Below are 21,575 nucleotides of genomic sequence, written 5' to 3'. Positions count from 1 at the left end.
AATTTTTTTATTGCAGGAGATGAGTATTAAAATGAAAACAAAAGGAATTCGTCTTACAAAAGATGTCCTTGATGCTGCGCTCGCCGGGGGTACGATCCTCGGCGGTGGTGGTGGCGGTGATCCGAAAAAGGGCAGAAAATATGCAGAGATTGCAGTGGATTATACAGACCTTCGTCTGATCACAATCGATGATCTGGATGAAGATGATGTACTGTTAACCGCCTCTCTGGTCGGCGCACCGAATGCAGCGAATCAGTATATGACTCCAAAGGATATCGCTAAAACAGTTGAGATTCTTCAGAAAAACTGTGATTTTCATATTGGCGGCATCATCACAAATGAGCAGGGTGGAGAAGCTACTGTAAATGGCTGGCTTCAGGCTGCCGTTACAGGACTTCCGGTTGTGGATGCACCATGTAACGGACGTGCGCATCCGACAGGAGTAATGGGAAGTATGAATCTTCACGAAATCCCAGATTATACCACCGTTCAGGCATGTGTCGGCGGCAATCCGGATACAGGAAATCATATTGAATGCTTCTTTGAAGGAAATATCGATCATACTTCTAAAATGGTGCGTCTTGCATCTATCGAAGCCGGCGGTCTGGTTGCAGTAGCCAGAAATCCGGTCAAAGTATCCTATGCCAGACAAAATTGTGCCATTGGTGGTGTCAGCTTTGCAATTGAAACAGGAAAAGCATTCTTAAAAGGACTTGAAACTTCCGTAGAAGAGGGTGTAAACAGTCTCTGTACTTTCCTGAATGGACGCATACTTGCCAGAGGTCCGGTACAGAATTTCTCAATTGAGACAACTGGAGGTTTTGATGTAGGTTATGCAACCGTAGGCGGCTGTGATATGACTTTCTGGAATGAATACGCAACTGTAGAAAAAGATGGTGAACGACTTGCTACTTTCCCTGACCTTATCATGACGATCAACGCAAAAACAGGTGAACCTGTAACAACAGCCATGATGGAAGAGGGCCTTGATGTCTACGTGATCACCACAGACAAGAAGAATCTGAAACTTTCGCCGACCATGTATGCGCCGGAATTGCTGAAAGCAACAGAAGATGTAATCAAAAAAGACTTAATCAGTTATTTGGATAAGTAATCAGGAGGAAATAATAACATGTTAATGAAACAGATCATTGATGCTTACGAAGTACTTGACAGTTCATTCGTAACAGGAGAAGCAGTAAAAGAATATCTTCTCGGAATTAAAGCGGATGCCAACGTTGAGGTTTATGAACTGGTTGGACCTAAGGGAAGCACAGATATGCTTAAAGTTCGTATTCCTGGCAAAAATGGTAAAACAAACGGTGGAGATGCTCCAACAATCGGTCTTCTTGGAAGACTTGGTGGAATCGGTGCACGTCCGGAACGTATCGGATTCGTATCAGATGGTGACGGTGCTCTCTGTGCAGTAGCTCTTGCAGCAAAGCTGCTTGATATGCAGAACAAGGGAGATTATCTTGATGGTGATGTATTTATCTCAACACATATCTGCCCACATGCTCCGACAGCCCCTCATGATCCGGTTCCATTCATGGGATCTCCAGTTGAAATGGCACAGGTAAATAAAGAAGAAGTTTCTCCTGACCTGGATGCACTGCTTGTTGTAGACACAACAAAAGGAAACCGTGTAATCAATACAAGAGGATTTGCGATTTCTCCTACAGTAAAAGAAGGATATGTATTAAGAACTTCTGAAGATCTTCTTGATCTGATGCAGATCACTACAGGACGCCTTCCATATGTATTCCCTCTTGCAACACAGGATATCACACCATATGGAAATGATGTTCATCATCTGAATAGTATCCTGCAGCCATGTACAGCAACAGATGCACCAGTTGTAGGTGTTGCGATCACAGCAGAAACTATGGTTCCTGGATGTGCTACAGGAGCAACACATGCTGCTGATGTTGAAGAGGCTGCAAGATTTATGTTGGAAGTTGCCAAAGCATATGGAAGAAAGCAGTGTAGCTTCTATGATGCAGATGAATATGCACGTCTTCAGAAATTGTATGGAAGCATGAAACATCTTCAGACTCTCGGAAATGAATAATAAGGGGGATTTCACATGAAAATAGGAGCAATTACAATTGGACAGGCACCACGTACAGATGTGACCGCAGATATCTTACATATCTTTGATGATTCACTGGAACTTGTTCAGGCCGGCGGTCTCGACGGTCTCACAAAAGAACAGATTGCAGAATTTGCTCCAGGCAAGGATGATTATGTTCTGGTATCCAGATTAACAGACGGAAGTTCTGTAACATTTGCAGAGCGTCATATTCTGCCAAGACTTCAAGATGCAATTAACCGTATGGAAGATGAGGGATGCAGTCTTATCATGATGTTCTGTACAGGCAGTTTCCCTGAAACACTTTCTACCAGAAAAATCCCTATGATATATCCATGTGAACTACTGAACCGTCTTGTTCCGCTAATGACCAAAAAATCCGATATTATCTGTATGACACCATCACCACTTCAGACTGAACAGTGTGAAAACAAATGGAAAAAATATGTGGATCATGTCAAAGCAGTTTCCGCTTCACCATATGGTGAATGGGATGCTCTTGAAAAAGCAGCAGAAGAAATTAAGAATTCTGAAGCAGATCTGATCGTTCTTGACTGCATTGGATATACACAGGAAATGAAGAAGATGTTTGCAGAAAAGACAGGTAAAAAGGTTGTTCTTCCACGAACCCTTCTTGCCAGAGTTGTTTCTGAACTTACAGATATCTGAATTAGCAGCTTTTATATAAAGGCAATATTTTACCGGGCATTTCGCAGGGTACTTCATAAGTCCGGCGAAATGTCCGAAATTATTTTTATGAAAAGAGGAAATCAACAATGGAGAATTTAGTGAAAATTGCAGAAGATGTTTTGACTTCCTGTCTTGCAGTGAAAACAGGAGAAGAAGTGCTGATCATCACAGATGACAGCCGTAAGGAGATTGGTGAAGCTATTTATGAAGCAGCTGGAAATCTTGGCTGCGAAAAACTGCTTATGGTAATGAAAGAACGCGAAGTAAGCGGGCAGGAACCGCCAAAAGCGATTGCAGCAGCTATGAAAGCAGCTGATGTCGTGCTCGTTCCGACTGCACAGTCTCTGACCCATACGAATGCCCGTATTGAAGCAGCCAAAGCAGGTACTCGTGTGGCTACTATGCCTGGTATCACAAAAGAAATGTTTTCACGCGGTGCAATGACTGCTGATTACAATGAAGTTGAAAAATTAACTGCAAAAGTAACAGAAATGCTGACCAGAGCATCCCGTGCCCGCATTGAAAAAGACGGTTATGTGTTAAACATCAATATTAGTGGAAGAAATGGTGTTCCAAGCCCTGGTGTATACAGAGAAGCCGGAAAGTGCGGAAACCTTCCTTCAGGTGAAGCCTATATTGCACCGCTCGAAGACGGTTCTGATGGAGAAATGATCATTGACGGTTCCATGGTAGGCATTGGTAAGCTTGAAAGTCCGCTTCACATGACGATTTCCGGCGGAAAACTACGTTCCGTAACAGGAGAGAAGAGCGAAAATCTTGATATTCTCCTAAAAAATGAAATCAACGGAACAGTCTGTGAACTTGGAATCGGAACAAATGAAGCTGCAATTCTGAACGGTATCATCCTTGAAGATGAAAAAGTATATGGAACTGTTCATATCGCCTTTGGTACCAACACTTCTTTTGGTGGAACAAACAAAGCAGAATGCCATATGGATGGAATCATCCTGCGTCCGACTTTATATCTGGATGATACAAAAGTAATCGAAAACGGAGTTTTTCTTATCTGATTTACTTCAGACAGATAAAAATATGACAGGAGGAACTGATATGAATAAAAAGTTTAAAGTTGGTCTGATCCGTGTACTCACAACCGAAGATGAAGAAGTGCTTCAGTCACATGGAAAACAGATCATGGAATATTTTCCTGAACTGGAGGTAGTAACCAAATGCATTCCGGATCAGTATGAAGGAATACACAGCCCTGAGCTCGGTGAAATTGCCCTTCCCAAAATTGTTGAAACAGCACGTTCCTTTACGGATGTAGATATGATCATCGTAAGCTGTGCAGATGATCCGGGTGTTGCAGAAATCCGTAAAGTTCTCCCGGACATTCCTGTTACCGGCGGCGGTGAGACAACTGTAGCACTGGCTCTCAAATACGGAAGCAGGATAGGTGTACTTGGAATTACAGACTATGCACCTCAGGCATACATGAGAATGATCCCTGATCAGATGATTCTCGGCAGACCAGAAGGTGTACACAGCACACTGGATCTGATGACTCCGGAAGGAAAAGCAAGTGTACTGAAACTGGGTATGAAATTAAAAGAACAGGGTGCAGAAGTAATTGCTCTTGCCTGCACCGGACTTGCAACAATCGGCATTGCCAAAGATCTTGAAAAAGAGACTGGACTTCCAGTTATTGACCCGGTTATGGCAGAAGGTATGTTTGCTTATTTTGAATATCTCAGAAAAAAATAATATAGCTCAGACTTATAATAACCGGCCATATGCTGCCAGAAAGGTAATAAAGATATGTTGTTAAACGAAGCTATTATGGGCCGTCACAGCATCCGGTCTTTTCGTCCTGATCCTGTAGAAAAATCCTTACTGCTTACTCTGGCTGATGCGGCTCAGCAGGCGCCTTCAGCCAGCAATCTGCAGGCGTGGAGATTTCTGTTCATCACTGATCAGCAGCTCAAAGAAAAAGTTGATCTCTTTAGTCCTGGACTTTCAGGCAAGCCTCCGGTCATCCTTGTGATTTGTTCAGATATGCATAAAGCAGCCAGAAAGGGTGGTAAAAATTCAGAAGTATACGGTTGTCTGATGGATGCTTCCATGGCTGCTGAAAATCTTATGCTCAAAGCTGTTGAATTAGGGCTCGGGACATGTGCAATCAAATCCTATAATGATTCTGCGATACGTAAGATTCTGAACATCCCTGAACGATATCGTATTGAAATGCTCATGTCGATTGGATATCCCCAGGGTGAACCACGTTGCCCCAAACGTCCTCCGTTAGAAGAGATATGTTTTTTTGATCATATTACAGAATCAGAGAAGGAGAATCATGAATAATCCAGAATTTGAATTACTTGTCTATCTGATCACAAGTGCAAAAGCACTTCCGGAAGAACCTGCATGTTATGGTTCAATCAGACTGACAGAGGCTGCATCCAGACTTTGCAAGATTATCTGTGAAAAATATCCGGAAAATGATGCTTACCGTGCACTGCTTGGATGTATTGACGCAGACAAAGGAAAGGCATTGACAGAACCGGAAGGTTTCGCCAAAATGTTGGAAAAAGCATCTGAGATGCTTGTGGACTGTCTTTAACAAAAGCTCCGGAAATTCCTGAAATAACAGGAATTTCCGGAGCTTTTTCTGAAAACAAAGCGGATATATGATTGTATATTCGACAGAATCATGGTAATATGTTTATATATCTACATAAATCACAAAATGGAAGGAGATTTATCATGAATCGAACCAGACAGATTTTAAAAAAATCAGCTGCAGCAGTCTTATGTGCATCCCTGATTCTCTCAGGAAGCAGTACAGCATTTGCAGCAGGTTCCTATCAGGAAACAGAAAAGGCTGCCCTTAACAAACTCACAGACGGTATTCCGGAAACCTGGGATACTTATCTCGAAAATTACAAGAAATCTGCCGCCGGAAGTAAAAGCAACATGACACTTAAAGTAGAGGATACCGGACGTGCTTTGATTGGTGCACTTATGGGTGGAACGGATGTTTCCTGGCTACAGAGCATCAGCCTAGACAGTAATATTTCCATCAAAGATGGTGTCGAAGCAATCGTGTCTTCTGTTCTTCTGAATGATAACAAACTTTGTGATTTTAACGTATATATGGATCTTGCAAATATGATGGAATATATTCAGATTCCGGAATTGTCAGATTCCTATATGAAAGCTCCTGTTTCTTCAGATTCTGAAGAAAATTCAGAAGAAGCGCAGCAGTTCCTAAACACTTATATGACGACACTTTCAGATCTTACTTCTGTGCTTCCGGATTCCAAAACACTTTCTACATTGCTGGATCGTTATGGAAACATTATAATTGACAGTTTTGAAGAAGGTTCTTCTGTAGAAGAAAGTGTATCTGTAGATGGCATCAGCGAAGAATGCACAGCATATGAAGGTATTATTTCTGAAAAATCAGCGTATACAATTGTCGAAAAAGTACTGACAACAGCCAAAGATGATGAAGAGATCAAGGCACTTTTTGACCAATGGTCAGATGATGCATCAAATGAGGAAAACCAGTACAAAGATTTCCAGAATTTAATCACAGATGCACTGGATGATATGAACAGAGATGACGAAGGATCCACTGAGAATGAAGCATTTTCCTCCAAAGTGTGGGTGAACGGAGATGGTAAGATCGTAGGTCGTCAGTTTGGTATAACGGATGGTACTGATACAACGCCTGTCTTTACCTGGAAAGCACCTTCTGAGGGAGAAGATTCTGCATTACTGCTTGAGCTTGCAGCGGATGATTCCTCTTTCACGTTTACAGGAAGTGGCAAAACAGCAGATGGTCTTCTGAATGGAGATTATATCCTTGCGGTAAACGGTACAGAAACTGTTGATATCAATGTAGAAAATCTGGAAACGAAACCTGCAAAAGCAGGATATTATAACGGAACCTTTAATATTTCCTTCCCTGCAGCAGAAACAGATAGCAGCGATTCAGAAGCAGGAGAAAGCACAGAAGATGATACAGATACCTCGGCAACAGATATGCTGGCTGGATTTGGTGCAGTTATTAAACTTACATCTGATGCGGATGCAGATACGTCTACATTGGATCTGACAGTGACAACATCTGGTGCAGCACTGGCAACATTGTCTATCACAGGTTCCTATGGTGAAGGTGTTGAAATTCCGGATTTTGCATCTCTTGATAAAACTTACGATGCAACAGATGATGAAGCTATGACCGAATATCTCACAGAAATAAACTGGGATACTTTCCTTGCTAATGTCAAGGCAGCAGGTGTTCCGGATGAGCTGGCTACTCAGCTTGAAGATGTATTAAAAGCAGCGGTTGAAAGCGCTTCACAGCCAGCAGAAGAGGAAAATGCGGATACTGAAACAGACACAGATACTACCGCAGAAGATGATGCAGCATAACATAACAGCTGATAGCAGAAGCGTGATAATTGAGTCTTAATTTAAAAAGAGGATATCCTCTCAGGCAGAAGCCTTGAGGATATCCTCTTTTTTTACTTTACACCTTCCATATTCTACATTACATAATAGAAACGCAGAAACAGTTGGAAGAATTCCAATCCAGGAAGCCTTCAGATCCAAGATCTGTGTTGCCAGGAAGGAAACGGCAACGCCCCCATAAAAACTGAGCAGTACTTTTCCAAAATAAATTCCTCTGTGAAGAGACTGTTCATCTTTGCTGCACAGATATTCTGTAAATCCTGTTACGCACTGACGAAGATTGTTGCTACAAAAAATACTGGAGCTTGCAAAACCATCTGCTCCTTTAAATGAACACCACTGAAAAGCTGTAGCAAAAAAGATTGGAAACAGAGCAACAAATGGATTCATTTCCGCCGGATAAAAACCAATGATCAGCAAAACAGCTCCATCTATCAGAATACTGAGTCTTTTTTGACTCATCTTTGAGATCTTATGAGAGAGGATCACAGTCAACGATACTGATGCAACATAAATTATCAACGCTATGATACGGAAAAACCACTCCTCATCTGCATGTCCTACGGCATCCATAGCCAACGAAACCATATTTCCAGTCTGTGCAGATCCAAGTATATCATGGCGATTTATAACACCATATCCAACCATAAACCCACCAATCAGAGTCATATTCAGATGCAGCCTTCTTTCCAGCGTTGCTTCATCCATGAAAATCATTCCTTTTCTTATTTTGTCATTTTTTATTATAATCTCGCTCATATATATTGTAAAATTGATATTTTGTCTATATAATATAAATTATGTTTATATTTATGTTTTTACATATGGAGGAAAATACATGACATATCAGGATATACACACGTTTCTTACCATAGCATCCAGTTCTTCTCTTTCCAAAGCAGCAGAAAGTCTTTTTGTATCACAGCCGGCATTAAGTCATCGTCTGTCAGCACTGGAAGAGGAGCTGGGGACAGAGCTGATCATACGTCGCAAAGGATCCCGTACACTGGAGCTTACCGATGCGGGCCAGCGTTTTGTCCCAATTGCCAGAAAATGGGAACAGCTGTGGATTGAAACCGGAAAGATTAAGTTCGAGCGGCCATCCACACAGCTTCGAATTGTAAATGTAGACAGCCTTAATTTTTATTTTATGCCACAGGTAATTGAGAATTTTCTGGAGAGTCATCCAAAATGTAGTCTGCATATCAACACCATGCAGTCAAATCTTTCTTATAAATCTATCGAAAATAAAGAAGCAGATCTTGGCCTGATCACCAATCCCCATTTCTTCAAAAAGGTTCAGACAATCCCACTTTTTGAAGAACAGCTTGTATTTGTGTGCCACAAAAGTGCTTCCTATCAGGATGGGATTCTCCCGTCTCAGTTAAACAGCACCGATGAGATCTATATTCCATGGAGCAATACTTTTCTTATGTGGCATGATTACTGGTTTGGAAATGATCCTGAAGTCAAAGTTATGCTGGATAATATGGCATTATTGCGTCAGCTGCTTGATCTGAAAGATGCTTGGGCAATCATGCCGGCAACTCTTGGACATAAATTAGCCGAAAACGAAAACTGCCGGATCGTTTCTCTTGAAAACGGTCCGGAGTATCGTACATGCTATGCAATTATGAATGACCAGCGAAATGCACATCCTCTGGTCACGGAATTTCTGCAGGAGCTTCTGAATACAGTAAGCAAAATTCCTGAAATCAGGCTTCTGGATCCTCAGTATCATCAGAATCTGTAAACGCATCTGAATTTTCATCATATTCTTCATCTGATTCTGTAGCTGTTTCAGAATCACTTACTGTACCGTCCTTGATCCAGGAACTTCTTTTCTGGATCTTTTGCATGATTCGAGTAGCTTCTTCGCCCTCAGCAGGAGTTGGCTGGTAGTTATTATAATCAGAATCAGATGAGATGGAACATGGAATGATATTGGTTACATTGTCATCTTTTACACCATTCTGATCAATCGTGAATGTCTGCTGGAAAATTATAGTGTCCATATCACTTGGATATGCATTTCCACCAAAGCAGAAATTTCCAAGGCTGTATACGATATTCTTACCTTTATATTCTTCGATTCCCTGCAGAACATGTGGATGATGGCCGCAGACAAGATCTGCCCCCTCATCAATTGCCAGATGTCCAAGTGTTTTCTGGTTTTCATCCGGAACTTCCTCTTTTTCATTTCCCCAGTGAAAGATAACAACGATCAGCTGTGCACCATCTTGTTTTACTTTGGCAATATTCTGTTTCAGCTGTTCTTCCCGGCCAAGATGATCATTCAGCTCATAGATTCCTACCAGCCCTACTTTGACACCCTTTACTTCTGTAACAGCAGTCTCATCATAGCCAAAATGAAGGATATTCGCTGTATCCAGAGCCTTCAATGTATCATTGAAACTTTCCTCACCATAGTCATGGCTGTGATTATTTGCTGTATTAACAGCTTCTACAGAGCCTGCTGTAAGTATATTTGCGTAGGAAGCGGGTGCCTTAAAGGCAAATTGCTTGTCTTCTCGTTCCGTAGATTCTGTAAGAGTTCCTTCAAAATTTGCAATTGTCAGGTCATCCTTAGAAAAAATACTTTTTACATTTGCCATAAAATAGTCCGCGCCATAATTTTCGTAATATGCATTCAGGCTGGTATCATAATCGAAGTATTCGTCAGTTCCCAATGTACAGTCGCCGACAACACTGAGTGTTAACGATACCGGATCCATCTTTGGTTCTGGTGTGACAGTGAGTGATCCTGTCTGACTGATGTTTTCTGCTTTACTGGAAGAAGCCGCTTTTGATTTTCGAGAACTGCATCCTTTTACTGCAAAACTTAAGATTAGAATAAGTAGTAATATGCCTGCACCAATTCCGATATATAAAATTCGCAATTGACGTTCACGATAGTATCTCGATTTCTTTACCATTTTTCTTTTACGTTTTTTTGAATGTCTGCCGGTCTGATTCATTATATACTCCCTTTCCTGTCTGGAATTATTTGCAAAATTCGACAAAAAATTCTATTTAAAAAGAGTATAAGAAGTTTGACAGATTCCGTCAATCATTTTAAGATAAAGAATATAAAAAGATAAAAAAAAGAATTACTGCGAACGGAGTGGACAGTAACGAAGGAGAAGTAATATGACTGTTTTATATATTGGAAACCACACTTCATCATCTAAGGGGTATGCCGCAATGGCAAGGCAGATTATAAAAAATGGAGGAAATACGTTTGCATTTTTCACAAGAAATCCCCGTGGAGGTAAAGCAAAAGCTATTGATGAAACAGATATTCAGAATTTTCTTGTACTTGCACAGGAAAATCATTTTGGAAAGATCGTTGCGCATGCACCATATACGTTAAATGCGTGCGCTGCAAAAGAAGAACTTCGAACTTTTGCGCGTGAAACATTTGCAGATGATCTTCGACGAATGGAATATACACCGGGAAATTATTATAATTTTCATCCGGGAAGTCATGTAGGTCAGGGCAGCGAAATTGGTATTCAGAAAATTGCTGAAATTCTTAACGATGTTCTTACCGAAGAACAGACAACCACTGTTTTACTGGAGACAATGTCCGGTAAAGGAACGGAAGTTGGAAGAAATTTTGAAGAACTCAGAAAAATATTGAATCTCGTAGAAAAGAAAAGCAAAATGGGAATTTGCCTGGATACCTGTCATGTCTGGGATGGAGGATATGATATTGTACATGATTTAGATGGCGTTTTAAATGATTTTGATCATATCATTGGTCTGGAGCGTTTAAAAGCCATTCATCTTAATGACAGTCTGAATGACTGCGGAAGCCACAAGGACCGCCATGCCAGAATAGGAGAGGGAAAAATTGGCATGGAGGCTCTTGCCCGTATAATAAAACATCCGGCTTTGCGGGAAATCCCTTTTATCCTCGAAACCCCAAATGACGATTCTGGATGGACAGAAGAGATCCATGTTCTGAAAGAAGCTTTTTATAAATAGATTTCGTTTTTTAATTCCATTCCTGTCCGAAAAGCTTCTGCATTTTGCAAGGTTGTTTCTGCAATATTGGTCAGAGCTTCTTCGGTAAAAAATCCCTGATGTGATGTCAGCGCAACATTTGGAAAAGAGAGCAGCCGCTGTACAGTGGAAGTTTTTAAAATATATTCGGACATATCTTCATACACAAAATCAGATTCTTCTTCGTAAACATCAAGCCCTACTGCCCAGAATTTATGATCACGGATACCGGTGATCAGATCTTCTGTACAGATCAGTCCTCCGCGTGATGTATTTACGAGAATTACGCCATCCTTCATCCGGGAAATCGATTTTTTATTTATCATATGATGCGTTTCCGGTGTAAGAGGACAGTGCAGACTGATCAGATCACTGATTGCCAGCAGTCTGTCCAGAGAAACATATTCCAGTCCGGAGCTTTCGTTTGGATAAAGATCATAAGCAACGATTTTCATCCCAAATCCCTGACAGATTCGTGCCATTGCAAGACCAATCTTTCCAGTACCTACGATCCCGGCTGTTTTTCCATACAGATTAACTCCCATGAGCCCATTCAGTGAGAAGTTATTTTCTCTGCATTTGATATATGCTTTATGGGTATGGCGATTTGCGGTAAGTACCAGCGCCATAGCGTGTTCGGCAACTGCCTCGGGGGAATATCCGGGAACACGAAGAACTTTTATGCCACATTCTGCAGTTTTGTTCAGGTCTACATTATTATATCCTGCACAGCGCATCAATATCAGTCGTATTCCCTGATGTCTCAGTTCTTCAATGACTTCTGCTCCGAGATCTGCATTTACAAACGCACAGATTCCATCGTATCCTGCGGCCAGAGATGCAGTTTCTTTATATAAGTTTGATTCAAGAAATGTAAATTCAATATCTGGATATTCTGGCTTTAACCTGTCGAAAAATATCTGATCATAATCTCTGGTTCCATAGAATAAAATTTTCATAAAGACCTCCTGTAAATTCATCTGAATCTGCATATATAGCTCAGACTCTGTTTACTGATAGAATGTCTCACCAGATAAAAACGTATACATTTGTTCATAAAAAAACCTGCCTTTTCCATTTTTATGTAAAGACAGGTTTTCTTATCTATATTTGTGATTGGATATTTATTTGTCTCCCAGGCTGTAAAGATCCTGATAAAAATTCGGATAAGAAATCTTTACACAGTCACCATGCAAAATCTCCATCGGATCGTCACAAATCGTTCCTGCAACAGCAAAAGACATCGCTACTCTGTGATCCAAATGAGAATCAATGGTAGCTCCATGCAATGGTTTTCCTCCATGAATGATCATACCATCATCTGTTCCCTCTATATCAGCACCCATACGCTTCAGATTTTCAACCATAACTGTAATACGGTCAGATTCTTTAACTTTGAGTTCCTGTGCATCACGGATAACAGTTGTTCCATCAGCAAAAGCTGCCATAACCGCAATCATTGGAATTTCATCGATCAGTGTAGGAATAACAGCTCCCTCAACCGTGGTTCCCTTAAGGTTGCTGGTGCGAATCAGAAGATCGGCAGTCGGTTCACCTTCTGTACTCTGATTCAGAAGGGTGATGTCAGCGCCCATATCCATACACACCTTAAGCATTCCGGCTCTTGTTGGATTGATCCCGACATTTTTCAGCAGAATTTCGCTTCCCGGAGTCAGAAGTCCGGCTGCGATAAAATATGCTGCTGATGAAATGTCACCAGGTACTTTTACAGCTCTGCCTTCCAGTACAGGTTCCGGAAGAATAGAAGCAGTTGTTCCCTCGGATGTTACATTTGCACCAAAATAATTCAGCATGATCTCTGTATGGTTACGGGATAAAAACGGCTCTGTAACACTGGTTACCCCATCTGCATACATACCGGCAAGAAGGACGCAGGATTTGACCTGCGCAGAAGCCACCGGAGAATCATAATGAACTGCGTGAAGTTCCTTACCATGGATCAGAAGAGGAACACAGCCATTGCCTCTTTTGCTTGTGATATCGGCACCCATGGAAGCAAGCGGTGTCATGATACGTTTCATCGGACGAGTACGGATGGAGTCATCCCCATCAAGTTCTGAAATAAATTTCTGCCCCGCAAGGATACCTGAAATCAGGCGGGTGGTTGTTCCGCTGTTACCGACATCCAGCAGCGCCTCCGGAGCGGAAAGACCGTGAAGTCCCTTTCCGTGAACCAGAATCTCAGACTTCCTGCATTCTATTGAAATCCCCATTTTGCGAAAGCAGGAGATCGTAGAAAGGCAGTCTGCACCCTCAAGGAAATGAGAGATGCATGTAGTTCCCTTTGCAAGAGAGCCAAACATAACTGCTCTGTGTGAAATGGATTTATCTCCCGGTACTGTTAAAGTACCTCTTAAATTTGTCTGTTTTTTGATTTCCATATGACTACCTACCGTTCATATACTATGTAGTTGCGTTTTTTCAGAAGCGCACAGCCTTTTTCCAGTGCATTCTGCTCATAGAATTCTATTTTTAGAACGCCTTGTTCGAATTCGCGGTTATGAATAATACCAATATTTTTGATACTGATTCCTTCCATTGCAAGAATTGTAGCAATCGTAGCGATTCCACCTGCCTCATCTACAATATCAATATAAAGCATATATGTTTTGTTGATCAGACCGGAAGACGAAGCGTCGATAGAATCTCGGTAATCTCTGGATTTGGCGAACATATCGTAAAGGTATGAAGCTTCCTGATTGTCGATAGAACAGCGAATTTGAATCAACATGCGGATATACTCATCAAGTACTGATGAAATATTTTCATGATTTTCAATACAAATCTGTTCCCACATAACAGGTGAAGAGGAAGCGATTCTGGTAATATCACGAAAACCACCTGCTGCGATCGTCTTCATATATTCTGCTTCATTATCTAGCTTGTTTATCAGATTAACAAGAGAAGAAGCAATGATATGAGGCAGATGACTGACACCTGCGGTAATAAAATCATGTTCTTCAGCAGTCAGAACCATAGGGATAGAGCCCAGTGAATCAATCAGTTCTGAGAATTCCGTAAGCTTTTCAAGCGGCACCTGACCACCCGGAGTCAGAATATAATATGCATTTTCAAGCAGATGATCTGAGGAATGCTCAAATCCGGACTGTTCAGATCCGGCCATCGGATGTCCGCCAATAAAACAGTGATCCATACCAAGTTCTTCAACAGCTTTATGGATTGGTCCTTTGACACTTCCTGCATCTGTGATGATACAGTCATCAGAAATTACATTTTTCAGATATTTCAGATATTCTATATTGTATTCTACCGGTGCACAGAGAAAGATATAATCGCAGGTATGGTATCGCTCATCCTTTTCTTCCAGTACAGCATCGATCGCATTACAGTTTAATGCAGCTGCCAGAGTTTCTTTATGTTTTGCATATGCCAGAATATGATAGTCTGGATGAAATTTGCGGATCGTTTTTGCGATAGATCCTCCGATCAGGCCAAGCCCGATAAAACCAATGGTTTTCATGATGTTTGATATCCTTTCCAAGTTAAACTATGCTTTTATTTTAAAAGAATATACTATAAATGTCAAATAGAGCCATAAAATCGGTAAATTCGTTAATAATTTACACAATTCGAACAAAAAATGTTGTTAAAATTATATAAAATACTTGAAAAGTGCGAGAAATTTTAGTAGAATATGAACATATTAGACATACAGGGAGGTATTACATATGGACGTTTATAGAACTGACCGAATTCGCAATGTGGTTCTTTTAGGACATGGGGGATCCGGAAAGACTACATTAGCAGAAGCAATGGCTTATCTGGCAGGAATGACTAACCGCCTTGGCAGAGTAGAAGATGGAAATACCGTCAGTGATTTTGATAAAGAAGAGATCAAAAGACATTTTTCTATTTCTACTACACTGATTCCGGTACCGTGGGATAAGGTAAAGATCAATGTACTTGATACACCGGGATATTTTGATTTTGTGGGTGAAGTAGAGGAAGCTGTCAGCGCAGCTGATGCAGCAATTATCGTTGTTTCAGGTAAAGCAGGTGTACAGGTAGGTACACAGAAAGCCTGGAATCTCTGCGAGAAATATAAACTGCCACGTATGTTCTTTGTAACAGACATGGATGTAGATGATGTCAGCTATCGAAAAGTCGTGGAAGAACTGACAGAGTTATATGGCAAAAAAATCGCACCACTCCATTTCCCAATCCGTGAAAATGGTAAATTCGTAGGATATGTCAATGTTGTCAAACAGGCCGGTCGTAAATATATTGACAAAGCAGGTAAAGAACCATGTGATATTCCAGAGTATCTGAATGAATATCTGGAAAAATATCATGATATCCTGATGGAATCTGTAGCAGAGACCAGCGAAGAGTTTATGGATCGTTATTTTGAGGGTGATGAGTTCTCTGTAACTGAAGTTTCCGCAGCACTTGCAACAAATGTACAGGATGCAAGTATTGTTCCGGTATGTATGGGATCTCCGATCAATCTTCGCGGTGTATCCAATCTTCTTGATGACATCTGTGGATATTTCCCAAGTCCGGACAAACGTTCCTGCAATGGTATTTCACAGAAGACCAATGAGATCTTTGAAGCAAATTACGATTTTGCAAAAACAAAATCCGCATATGTGTGGAAGACAATCGTAGATCCGTTCCTCGGCAAATATTCTCTGATCAAAGTTGCATCTGGTGTTATCAAATCAGATGATACACTTCTCAATGTAGAAAAAGGAGAAGAAGAACGACTCAATAAATTATATGTTCTGGAAGGTTCCAAACCTCTCGAAGTTCCGGAACTTCATGCAGGTGATATCGGTGCCATTGCAAAACTCGCAAGCGTACAGACAGGTGACAGCCTTGCAGCCAAGGCAAGTCCGGTCCTTTATCCGAAAGCTGTAATTTCTACCCCTTATACCTATAAGAGATACAAAGCGGTTAAGAAAGGTGATGAAGACAAGATTGCACAGGCACTTGCAAAAATGGCAAGTGAAGACAAGACGCTCCGTGTTGTAAATGATTCTGCCAACAGACAGACGCTCCTTTACGGAATGGGAGATCAGCATCTTGATATTATAGTCAGCAAACTGAAAGAGCGCTACAAAGTAGACATCGAACTTTCCAAACCAAAGGTTGCTTTCCGTGAAACTATCCGCAAGAATTCTGATGTGGAAGGTAAACATAAGAAACAGTCCGGTGGACACGGACAGTATGGTCACGTTAAGATGCGTTTTGAGCCATCCGGTGATCTGGAAACTCCATATGTATTTGAACAGGTTGTTGTTGGTGGTGCTGTACCGAAGAACTACTTCCCGGCAGTTGAAAAAGGTCTGCAGGAATGCGTTCAGAAAGGACCTCTGGCTGCCTATCCTGTAGTTGGTGTCAAAGCTACACTTTACGATGGTTCTTATCATCCGGTAGACTCCTCTGAAATGGCATTTAAGATGGCAACGATACTTGCATTCAAAAAAGGATTTATGGATGCATCCCCAGTTCTTCTTGAGCCAATCGTATCCATGAAAGTTATTGTTCCGGATAAATATACCGGTGATGTAATGGGCGATCTTAATAAACGCCGCGGACGTGTCCTTGGAATGAATCCTGATCATGCGGGTAACACCATTATCGAAGCAGATGTTCCACAGCTTGAGATCTATGGCTACTCTACAACACTTCGTTCTATGACAGGCGGAAGCGGAGACTTCTCTTATGAATTTGCACGCTATGAACAGGCTCCGAATGATATTCAGGCCAAAGAGATCGAAGCAAGAGCAAGCAAATTAGATACTACTGAATAATTTCTTTTTCTGATTCTGATAATAAGACACATAAAAAACCCTCACTTCAGATTAATGAAGTGAGGGTTTTTCTGAAAAAACAATTGTTCTAAATGAATATCAACCAAACACCTCTTGAATATGTTATGGAATATCGTCTGAATACAGCAAAGCAGCTGTTGGACGACACCAAAATGTCCATTACAGATATCAGTTATCACTGTGGCTTTTCATCAAATGCATATTTTGGTAAGATTTTTCGCGAAAAATATGGCATGACACCGCTTCAGTACCGTAATAGAAATATTGACAAACAGGACGTATTGAATTAAAATTATTTTTTAGATAACAATGTTGGAGGAACCATAGAAATGAAATACAATTTTAAAAAGATTGAGCCTAAGTGGCAGGCAAAGTGGGAAGAAAGCAAAGTCTTCGAAGCCAAGGACAACAGTGACAAGCCGAAGTTCTATGGCCTGGTAGAGTTTCCATATCCAAGCGGTGCAGGTATGCATGTCGGACACATCAAAGCATACTCAAGCCTTGAGGTTATTTCCAGAAAACGTCGTATGGAAGGATATAATGTGCTTTTTCCGATCGGATTTGATGCATTCGGTCTTCCTACCGAGAACTATGCAGTAAAGACAGGAACACATCCACGTATCATCACAGATGAAAACATCAAGAAATTTTCCAACCAGTTAAAGAAAGTTGGCTTTTCTTTTGACTGGAACCGTGTGATCGATACAACAGATGAGGACTACTACAAATGGACACAGTGGATCTTCCTCAAAATGTTTGAGAAAGGTCTTGTATTCAGAGACAGAACTCTTGTAAATTACTGTCCACATTGTAAAGTTGTTCTTTCCAACGAAGACAGTCAGGGTGGTAAATGCGACATTTGTCATAGCGAAGTCGTACAGAAATCCAAAGATGTATGGTATCTGAGAATCACTCAGTATGCGGATAAACTTCTTGAAGGTCTTAAGGATGTAGACTATCCGGATAATGTAAAACAGCAGCAGATCCACTGGATTGGTAAATCAAAAGGTGCATTTGTAAACTTTGATATTGATGGAATTGATGAAAAACTTGAAATCTACACAACCAGACCGGATACCCTGTTTGGTGTTACCTTCATGGTAATCGCACCGGAGCATCCGATCATTGATAAATACAAAGACAAAGTCACAAACATGGACGAGATCACTGCATATCGTAATGAATGTGCCAAGAAAACAGAGTTCGAGAGAACTCAGCTTGTTAAAGACAAGACAGGTGTACGCATTCAGGGACTTGAGGGAGTTAACCCTGTAAACGGCAAGAAGATCCCAATCTACATTGCAGACTACGTAATGATGGGCTATGGTACAGGTGCGATCATGGCAGTACCGGCTCATGACCAGCGTGACTATGATTTTGCAAAGAAATTCGGCATCGACATCATTGAAGTCATTAAAGGTGGAGATATTTCCAAAGAAGCCTATACAGGTGATGGCGAAATGATCAACTCCGAATTTCTCAACGGCTATACCAAGAAAAAAGATTCTATCGAGCGTATGCTGGAAGAACTTGAAAAGAAAGGCATTGGTAAAGCCGGCGTTCAGTATAAGATGAAAGACTGGGCATTCAATCGTCAGAGATACTGGGGTGAGCCAATCCCGCTTATCCATTGCCCGAACTGTGGTGTTGTAGCTGTTCCGGAAGATGAGCTTCCTCTTCGCCTGCCGGATGTTAAAGATTTCGAACCGGGCGAAGACGGACAGTCACCACTTGCAAAGATTGATTCTTTTGTAAACTGCACTTGCCCGAAATGTGGTGCTGCAGCAAAACGTGAAACTGATACCATGCCTCAGTGGGCAGGATCTTCCTGGTATTTCCTGAGATATACAGATCCGCACAACACTCATGCGCTTGCTGATATGGATAAACTGAAATACTGGATGCCGGTTGACTGGTATAATGGTGGTATGGAACATGTTACCAGACATATGATCTACTCCAGATTCTGGCATCATTTCCTGTATGATCTTGGCGTTGTAAACACTCCGGAGCCATATGCAAAACGTTCTATCCAGGGACTGATTCTCGGACCGGATGGCGATAAAATGAGTAAATCCAAAGGAAATGTTGTGGATCCACTTGATATCGTAGAAGAATATGGTGCTGATACCCTTCGTACTTATGTACTGTTCATGGGTGATTATGGCGCTGCAACTCCTTGGAGTGACAGCTCCGTTAAAGGATGCAAGAAATTCCTTGATCGTGTGGCAGGCCTGACAGATATTCTTTCTGAAGAACCTGTTTCTGAAGAACTGGAAATGAAGATTCACCGCACTATCAAAAAAGTTTCTTCTGATATTGAAAACCTGAAATTCAATACTGCAATTGCCAGCCTGATGACTTTGATCAACGAAATTACCGCGGAAGGACATATCGGAAAAGAAGATTTAAGCATCTTTATCAAACTCTTAAGTCCATTTGCGCCACATCTCTGCGAAGAGATCTGGGAATTCCTTGGTGGAGAAGGTCTGCTTGCAGTTGCTCCGTGGCCGGTATATGATGAAGGTAAGACAGTTGCCAAGACTGTAGAAATCGGTGTACAGGTAAATGGTAAGGTAAGAGGAACTGTAGTTCTTCCTAATGGATGCGATAAGGAAAAAGCTTTCGAAATCGCAAAAGCAGATGAGAGAATTGCTTCCTTCCTTGAAGGAAAGAATCTGATCAAAGAAATCTATGTTCCAAACAAGATCGTTAATTTTGTTGCAAAATAAAAATTATATATACGCACAAGAAAAGCCCTCCAGTTAAGACTGGGGGGCTTCTTTAATGCCTGTGATGTCCGGAGCAGCCATGAGAGAGTAGTTTGTATAATAAACAACAAATCCCGGTTTTGCACCACCTGGCTTTTTGACGTGCTTTTTCTGAATATAATCAATTTCTACTTTTGGAGCAGTTCTGCCTTTGGAATAATAAGCCGCAAGCCGGCCTGCTTCTTCAAAGGTACGGTCTGGAATTTCACCGTCCGGTGTTTTTACAATAACATGGGAGCCTGCCATTTTTTTAGCATGGAACCACCAGTCATTACCTGTTGCCATCTTAAAAGTCAATTCATCATTCTGAAAATTATTTTTTCCAACATAAATATCAAAGCCATCACTGGAAATGTAGTGGAACGGTTTCGATTTCGCCTGTGCTTTCTGACCTTTTTTGTTCGAATAGTGCTTTTTGATATATCCATATTCTGTCAGTTCTTCTTTGATCTGGCTCAGGTCATTTTCTGCACGTGCGATGTCCAGAGCATTTGAGATAGATTCCAGATGCTCTATCTCAGCTTCTGTATCAGCGATCTGCTCGGTCAGAGCTTCTTCTGTTCGTTTCAATTTTCCGTAACGGTCAAAGTATTTCTTGGAATTTTCACCTGGTGTCATAGCTGGATCCATTGGAATCGTGATTTCTTCATTCGTATAATAATTCAGCGCTTTAAAGGATTTACAACCGTCTTCAAGGCCATATCCATATGTATTGATAAGCTCACCATATACTTTATATTTATCTTTTTTTGCAGTATCTTTCATTTGTTTCTGTTGAAGGATCAGTTTTTTGCGATTACGTTCCAGGGCTGTCTGTACGATTCTTCGAAGATCTGAAGACTTCTGGCGGATTCTGGTCAGAATTTCTTTGGATGCATAATAAGTCTCCAGCATTTCTGATACAGACTCAAATGTTTCACTGTGATAATCCGGTCCATACTGTGTAAGCGGAACTACTGCATATTCAACAGGTTCTTCACCGTGATAAATGATGTTCGGAGAAAATTTTTCCTCCTGTACCTGTTCAATCAGTCTTTTAAATGTATGATACAGATGTACAGAGGCATTTTCATCCAGGGACTGTGCGGCATCATTTCCATCAATCGAAGCACGATAACAGATTTCTTCGGCAATCAGCGGACTGATACCTGTCAGGGTTGTATAGATCGCTTTTGCAATATTACATGGCTTTTTGCATACAACATTTCGGAAATCTTTTTCTGCGATCGTCAGTGGGTCATATTTTTCCTGAGTCTGTGGCAGGAAATAATCCCTTCCCGGCAGAACTTCACGGATTGAACTCATATGTGAAGACACATGTTTGATACTGTCAAGAATCATCCGGTTTTCATCGCAGAAAATAATATTGCTGTATTTTCCCATCAGTTCGACAATAAGATATTTCTTACATGGATCGCCAAGTTCATTCAGATGTTCCAGCTCAAATTCTACAACACGCTCCAGGCCAGGCTGAGATATACTTCCAATTCGCGCACTGCTCAGATGCTTGCGAAGAAGCATACAAAAATTGGGTGCTGTCAGTGGATTGGGTTTATTTTTGCCGGTAAAATAAATAAGAGGAAGAGAGGGACTGGCGGATATAAATAAACGACATTGTCCATTCGCACCTTTTCCTGTAATCATCAATGCATCCGACTCTGGCTGCGCAATTTTATTAAAACGACCATTGTCAAGATTTTTATGTAATTCCTGTACCATTGCTGCAATGGTAATACCATCAAATGCCATTCTATT

General features: G+C 41.1%; 19 protein-coding genes. 13 read left to right on the top strand and 6 right to left on the bottom strand.

From position 1 onward, the window contains the following. Positions 1-31: 31 nt before the first annotated feature. From NQ503_RS09605 to NQ503_RS09570, 8 genes are all read left to right on the top strand, one after another. A complete protein-coding gene (locus NQ503_RS09605; RefSeq protein WP_044925541.1) occupies positions 32-1,114 on the top strand; it encodes an S-methyl thiohydantoin desulfurase domain-containing protein in 1,083 nt (360 codons plus the stop codon). Positions 1,115-1,132: 18 nt separating this feature from the next. Next, positions 1,133-2,071, top strand: coding sequence for a DUF1177 domain-containing protein (locus tag NQ503_RS09600; protein WP_005424469.1), 939 nt, complete (start codon positions 1,133-1,135; stop codon positions 2,069-2,071). Between the two features lie 15 nt (positions 2,072-2,086). Next, positions 2,087-2,761, top strand: coding sequence for an AroM family protein (locus NQ503_RS09595; RefSeq protein ID WP_005424470.1), 675 nt, complete (start codon positions 2,087-2,089; stop codon positions 2,759-2,761). Between the two features lie 107 nt (positions 2,762-2,868). Then, a complete protein-coding gene (locus NQ503_RS09590) occupies positions 2,869-3,813 on the top strand; it encodes an aminopeptidase (protein WP_005424471.1) in 945 nt (314 codons plus the stop codon). A gap of 40 nt (positions 3,814-3,853) precedes the next feature. After that, a complete protein-coding gene (locus NQ503_RS09585) occupies positions 3,854-4,507 on the top strand; it encodes an aspartate/glutamate racemase family protein (RefSeq protein WP_154648330.1) in 654 nt (217 codons plus the stop codon). A gap of 54 nt (positions 4,508-4,561) precedes the next feature. After that, positions 4,562-5,104: a nitroreductase family protein gene (locus NQ503_RS09580; RefSeq protein ID WP_022388787.1), complete on the top strand. Its 543-nt coding sequence runs from the start codon at positions 4,562-4,564 to the stop codon at positions 5,102-5,104. Then, positions 5,097-5,363, top strand: a complete 267-nt coding sequence (locus NQ503_RS09575; protein WP_005424475.1) for a DUF6092 family protein — start codon at positions 5,097-5,099, stop codon at positions 5,361-5,363. The genes NQ503_RS09580 and NQ503_RS09575 overlap by 8 nt, the downstream gene beginning before the upstream one ends. A gap of 143 nt (positions 5,364-5,506) precedes the next feature. Beyond that, positions 5,507-7,183 (top strand): hypothetical protein, encoded by a 1,677-nt coding sequence (locus NQ503_RS09570; protein WP_227190231.1) that lies wholly within the window; start codon positions 5,507-5,509, stop codon positions 7,181-7,183. Between the two features lie 60 nt (positions 7,184-7,243). On the opposite strand, the gene NQ503_RS09565 is transcribed toward NQ503_RS09570, so the two are convergent. Next, positions 7,244-7,930: a YoaK family protein gene (locus NQ503_RS09565; protein WP_044925543.1), complete on the bottom strand. Its 687-nt coding sequence runs from the start codon at positions 7,928-7,930 to the stop codon at positions 7,244-7,246. A 130-nt stretch (positions 7,931-8,060) separates the two neighbouring features. Here NQ503_RS09565 and NQ503_RS09560 point away from each other — a divergent pair, with 130 nt between their 5' ends. After that, on the top strand, positions 8,061-8,975 hold the full coding sequence (locus NQ503_RS09560) for a LysR family transcriptional regulator (RefSeq protein ID WP_005424478.1): 915 nt from the start codon (positions 8,061-8,063) through the stop codon (positions 8,973-8,975). Here NQ503_RS09560 and NQ503_RS09555 read toward each other — a convergent pair. Beyond that, positions 8,938-10,200: a CapA family protein gene (locus NQ503_RS09555; RefSeq protein ID WP_005424479.1), complete on the bottom strand. Its 1,263-nt coding sequence runs from the start codon at positions 10,198-10,200 to the stop codon at positions 8,938-8,940. The two genes, NQ503_RS09560 and NQ503_RS09555, sit on opposite strands and share 38 nt — an antisense overlap. A 172-nt stretch (positions 10,201-10,372) precedes the next feature. Here NQ503_RS09555 and NQ503_RS09550 point away from each other — a divergent pair, with 172 nt between their 5' ends. Beyond that, a complete protein-coding gene (locus tag NQ503_RS09550; RefSeq protein WP_005424480.1) occupies positions 10,373-11,212 on the top strand; it encodes a deoxyribonuclease IV in 840 nt (279 codons plus the stop codon). Here the strand turns inward: NQ503_RS09550 and NQ503_RS09545 are convergent. From NQ503_RS09545 to NQ503_RS09535, 3 genes are all read right to left on the bottom strand, one after another. After that, entirely contained in the window at positions 11,203-12,189 is a 987-nt protein-coding gene (locus tag NQ503_RS09545; protein ID WP_022388792.1) for a 2-hydroxyacid dehydrogenase, read from the bottom strand. The genes NQ503_RS09550 and NQ503_RS09545 overlap by 10 nt on opposite strands. A gap of 165 nt (positions 12,190-12,354) precedes the next feature. Further along, complete coding sequence (aroA, locus tag NQ503_RS09540) at positions 12,355-13,632, bottom strand: 3-phosphoshikimate 1-carboxyvinyltransferase (protein WP_005424483.1); 1,278 nt, start codon at positions 13,630-13,632, stop codon at positions 12,355-12,357. 8 nt (positions 13,633-13,640) lie between these two features. Continuing rightward, positions 13,641-14,732 (bottom strand): prephenate dehydrogenase, encoded by a 1,092-nt coding sequence (locus tag NQ503_RS09535; RefSeq protein WP_005424484.1) that lies wholly within the window; start codon positions 14,730-14,732, stop codon positions 13,641-13,643. A 208-nt stretch (positions 14,733-14,940) separates the two neighbouring features. On the opposite strand from NQ503_RS09535, the gene NQ503_RS09530 reads away from it, so the two are divergent. From NQ503_RS09530 to leuS, 3 genes are all read left to right on the top strand, one after another. After that, positions 14,941-17,028, top strand: coding sequence for an elongation factor G (locus NQ503_RS09530; RefSeq protein WP_005424485.1), 2,088 nt, complete (start codon positions 14,941-14,943; stop codon positions 17,026-17,028). Between the two features lie 92 nt (positions 17,029-17,120). After that, a complete protein-coding gene (locus NQ503_RS09525; protein WP_005424487.1) occupies positions 17,121-17,339 on the top strand; it encodes a helix-turn-helix transcriptional regulator in 219 nt (72 codons plus the stop codon). 39 nt (positions 17,340-17,378) lie between these two features. Further along, entirely contained in the window at positions 17,379-19,781 is a 2,403-nt protein-coding gene (gene leuS / locus NQ503_RS09520) for a leucine--tRNA ligase (RefSeq protein WP_005424488.1), read from the top strand. Between the two features lie 33 nt (positions 19,782-19,814). Here leuS and NQ503_RS09515 read toward each other — a convergent pair whose 3' ends face one another. Continuing rightward, positions 19,815-21,569, bottom strand: a complete 1,755-nt coding sequence (locus NQ503_RS09515; RefSeq protein ID WP_005424489.1) for an Rqc2 family fibronectin-binding protein — start codon at positions 21,567-21,569, stop codon at positions 19,815-19,817. Positions 21,570-21,575: the final 6 nt, after the last annotated feature.

The sequence above is a fragment of the Blautia obeum ATCC 29174 genome, from assembly GCF_025147765.1.
Lineage (GTDB): Bacteria > Bacillota > Clostridia > Lachnospirales > Lachnospiraceae > Blautia_A > Blautia_A obeum.
This window is presented reverse-complemented; position numbering and strand designations above follow the sequence as displayed.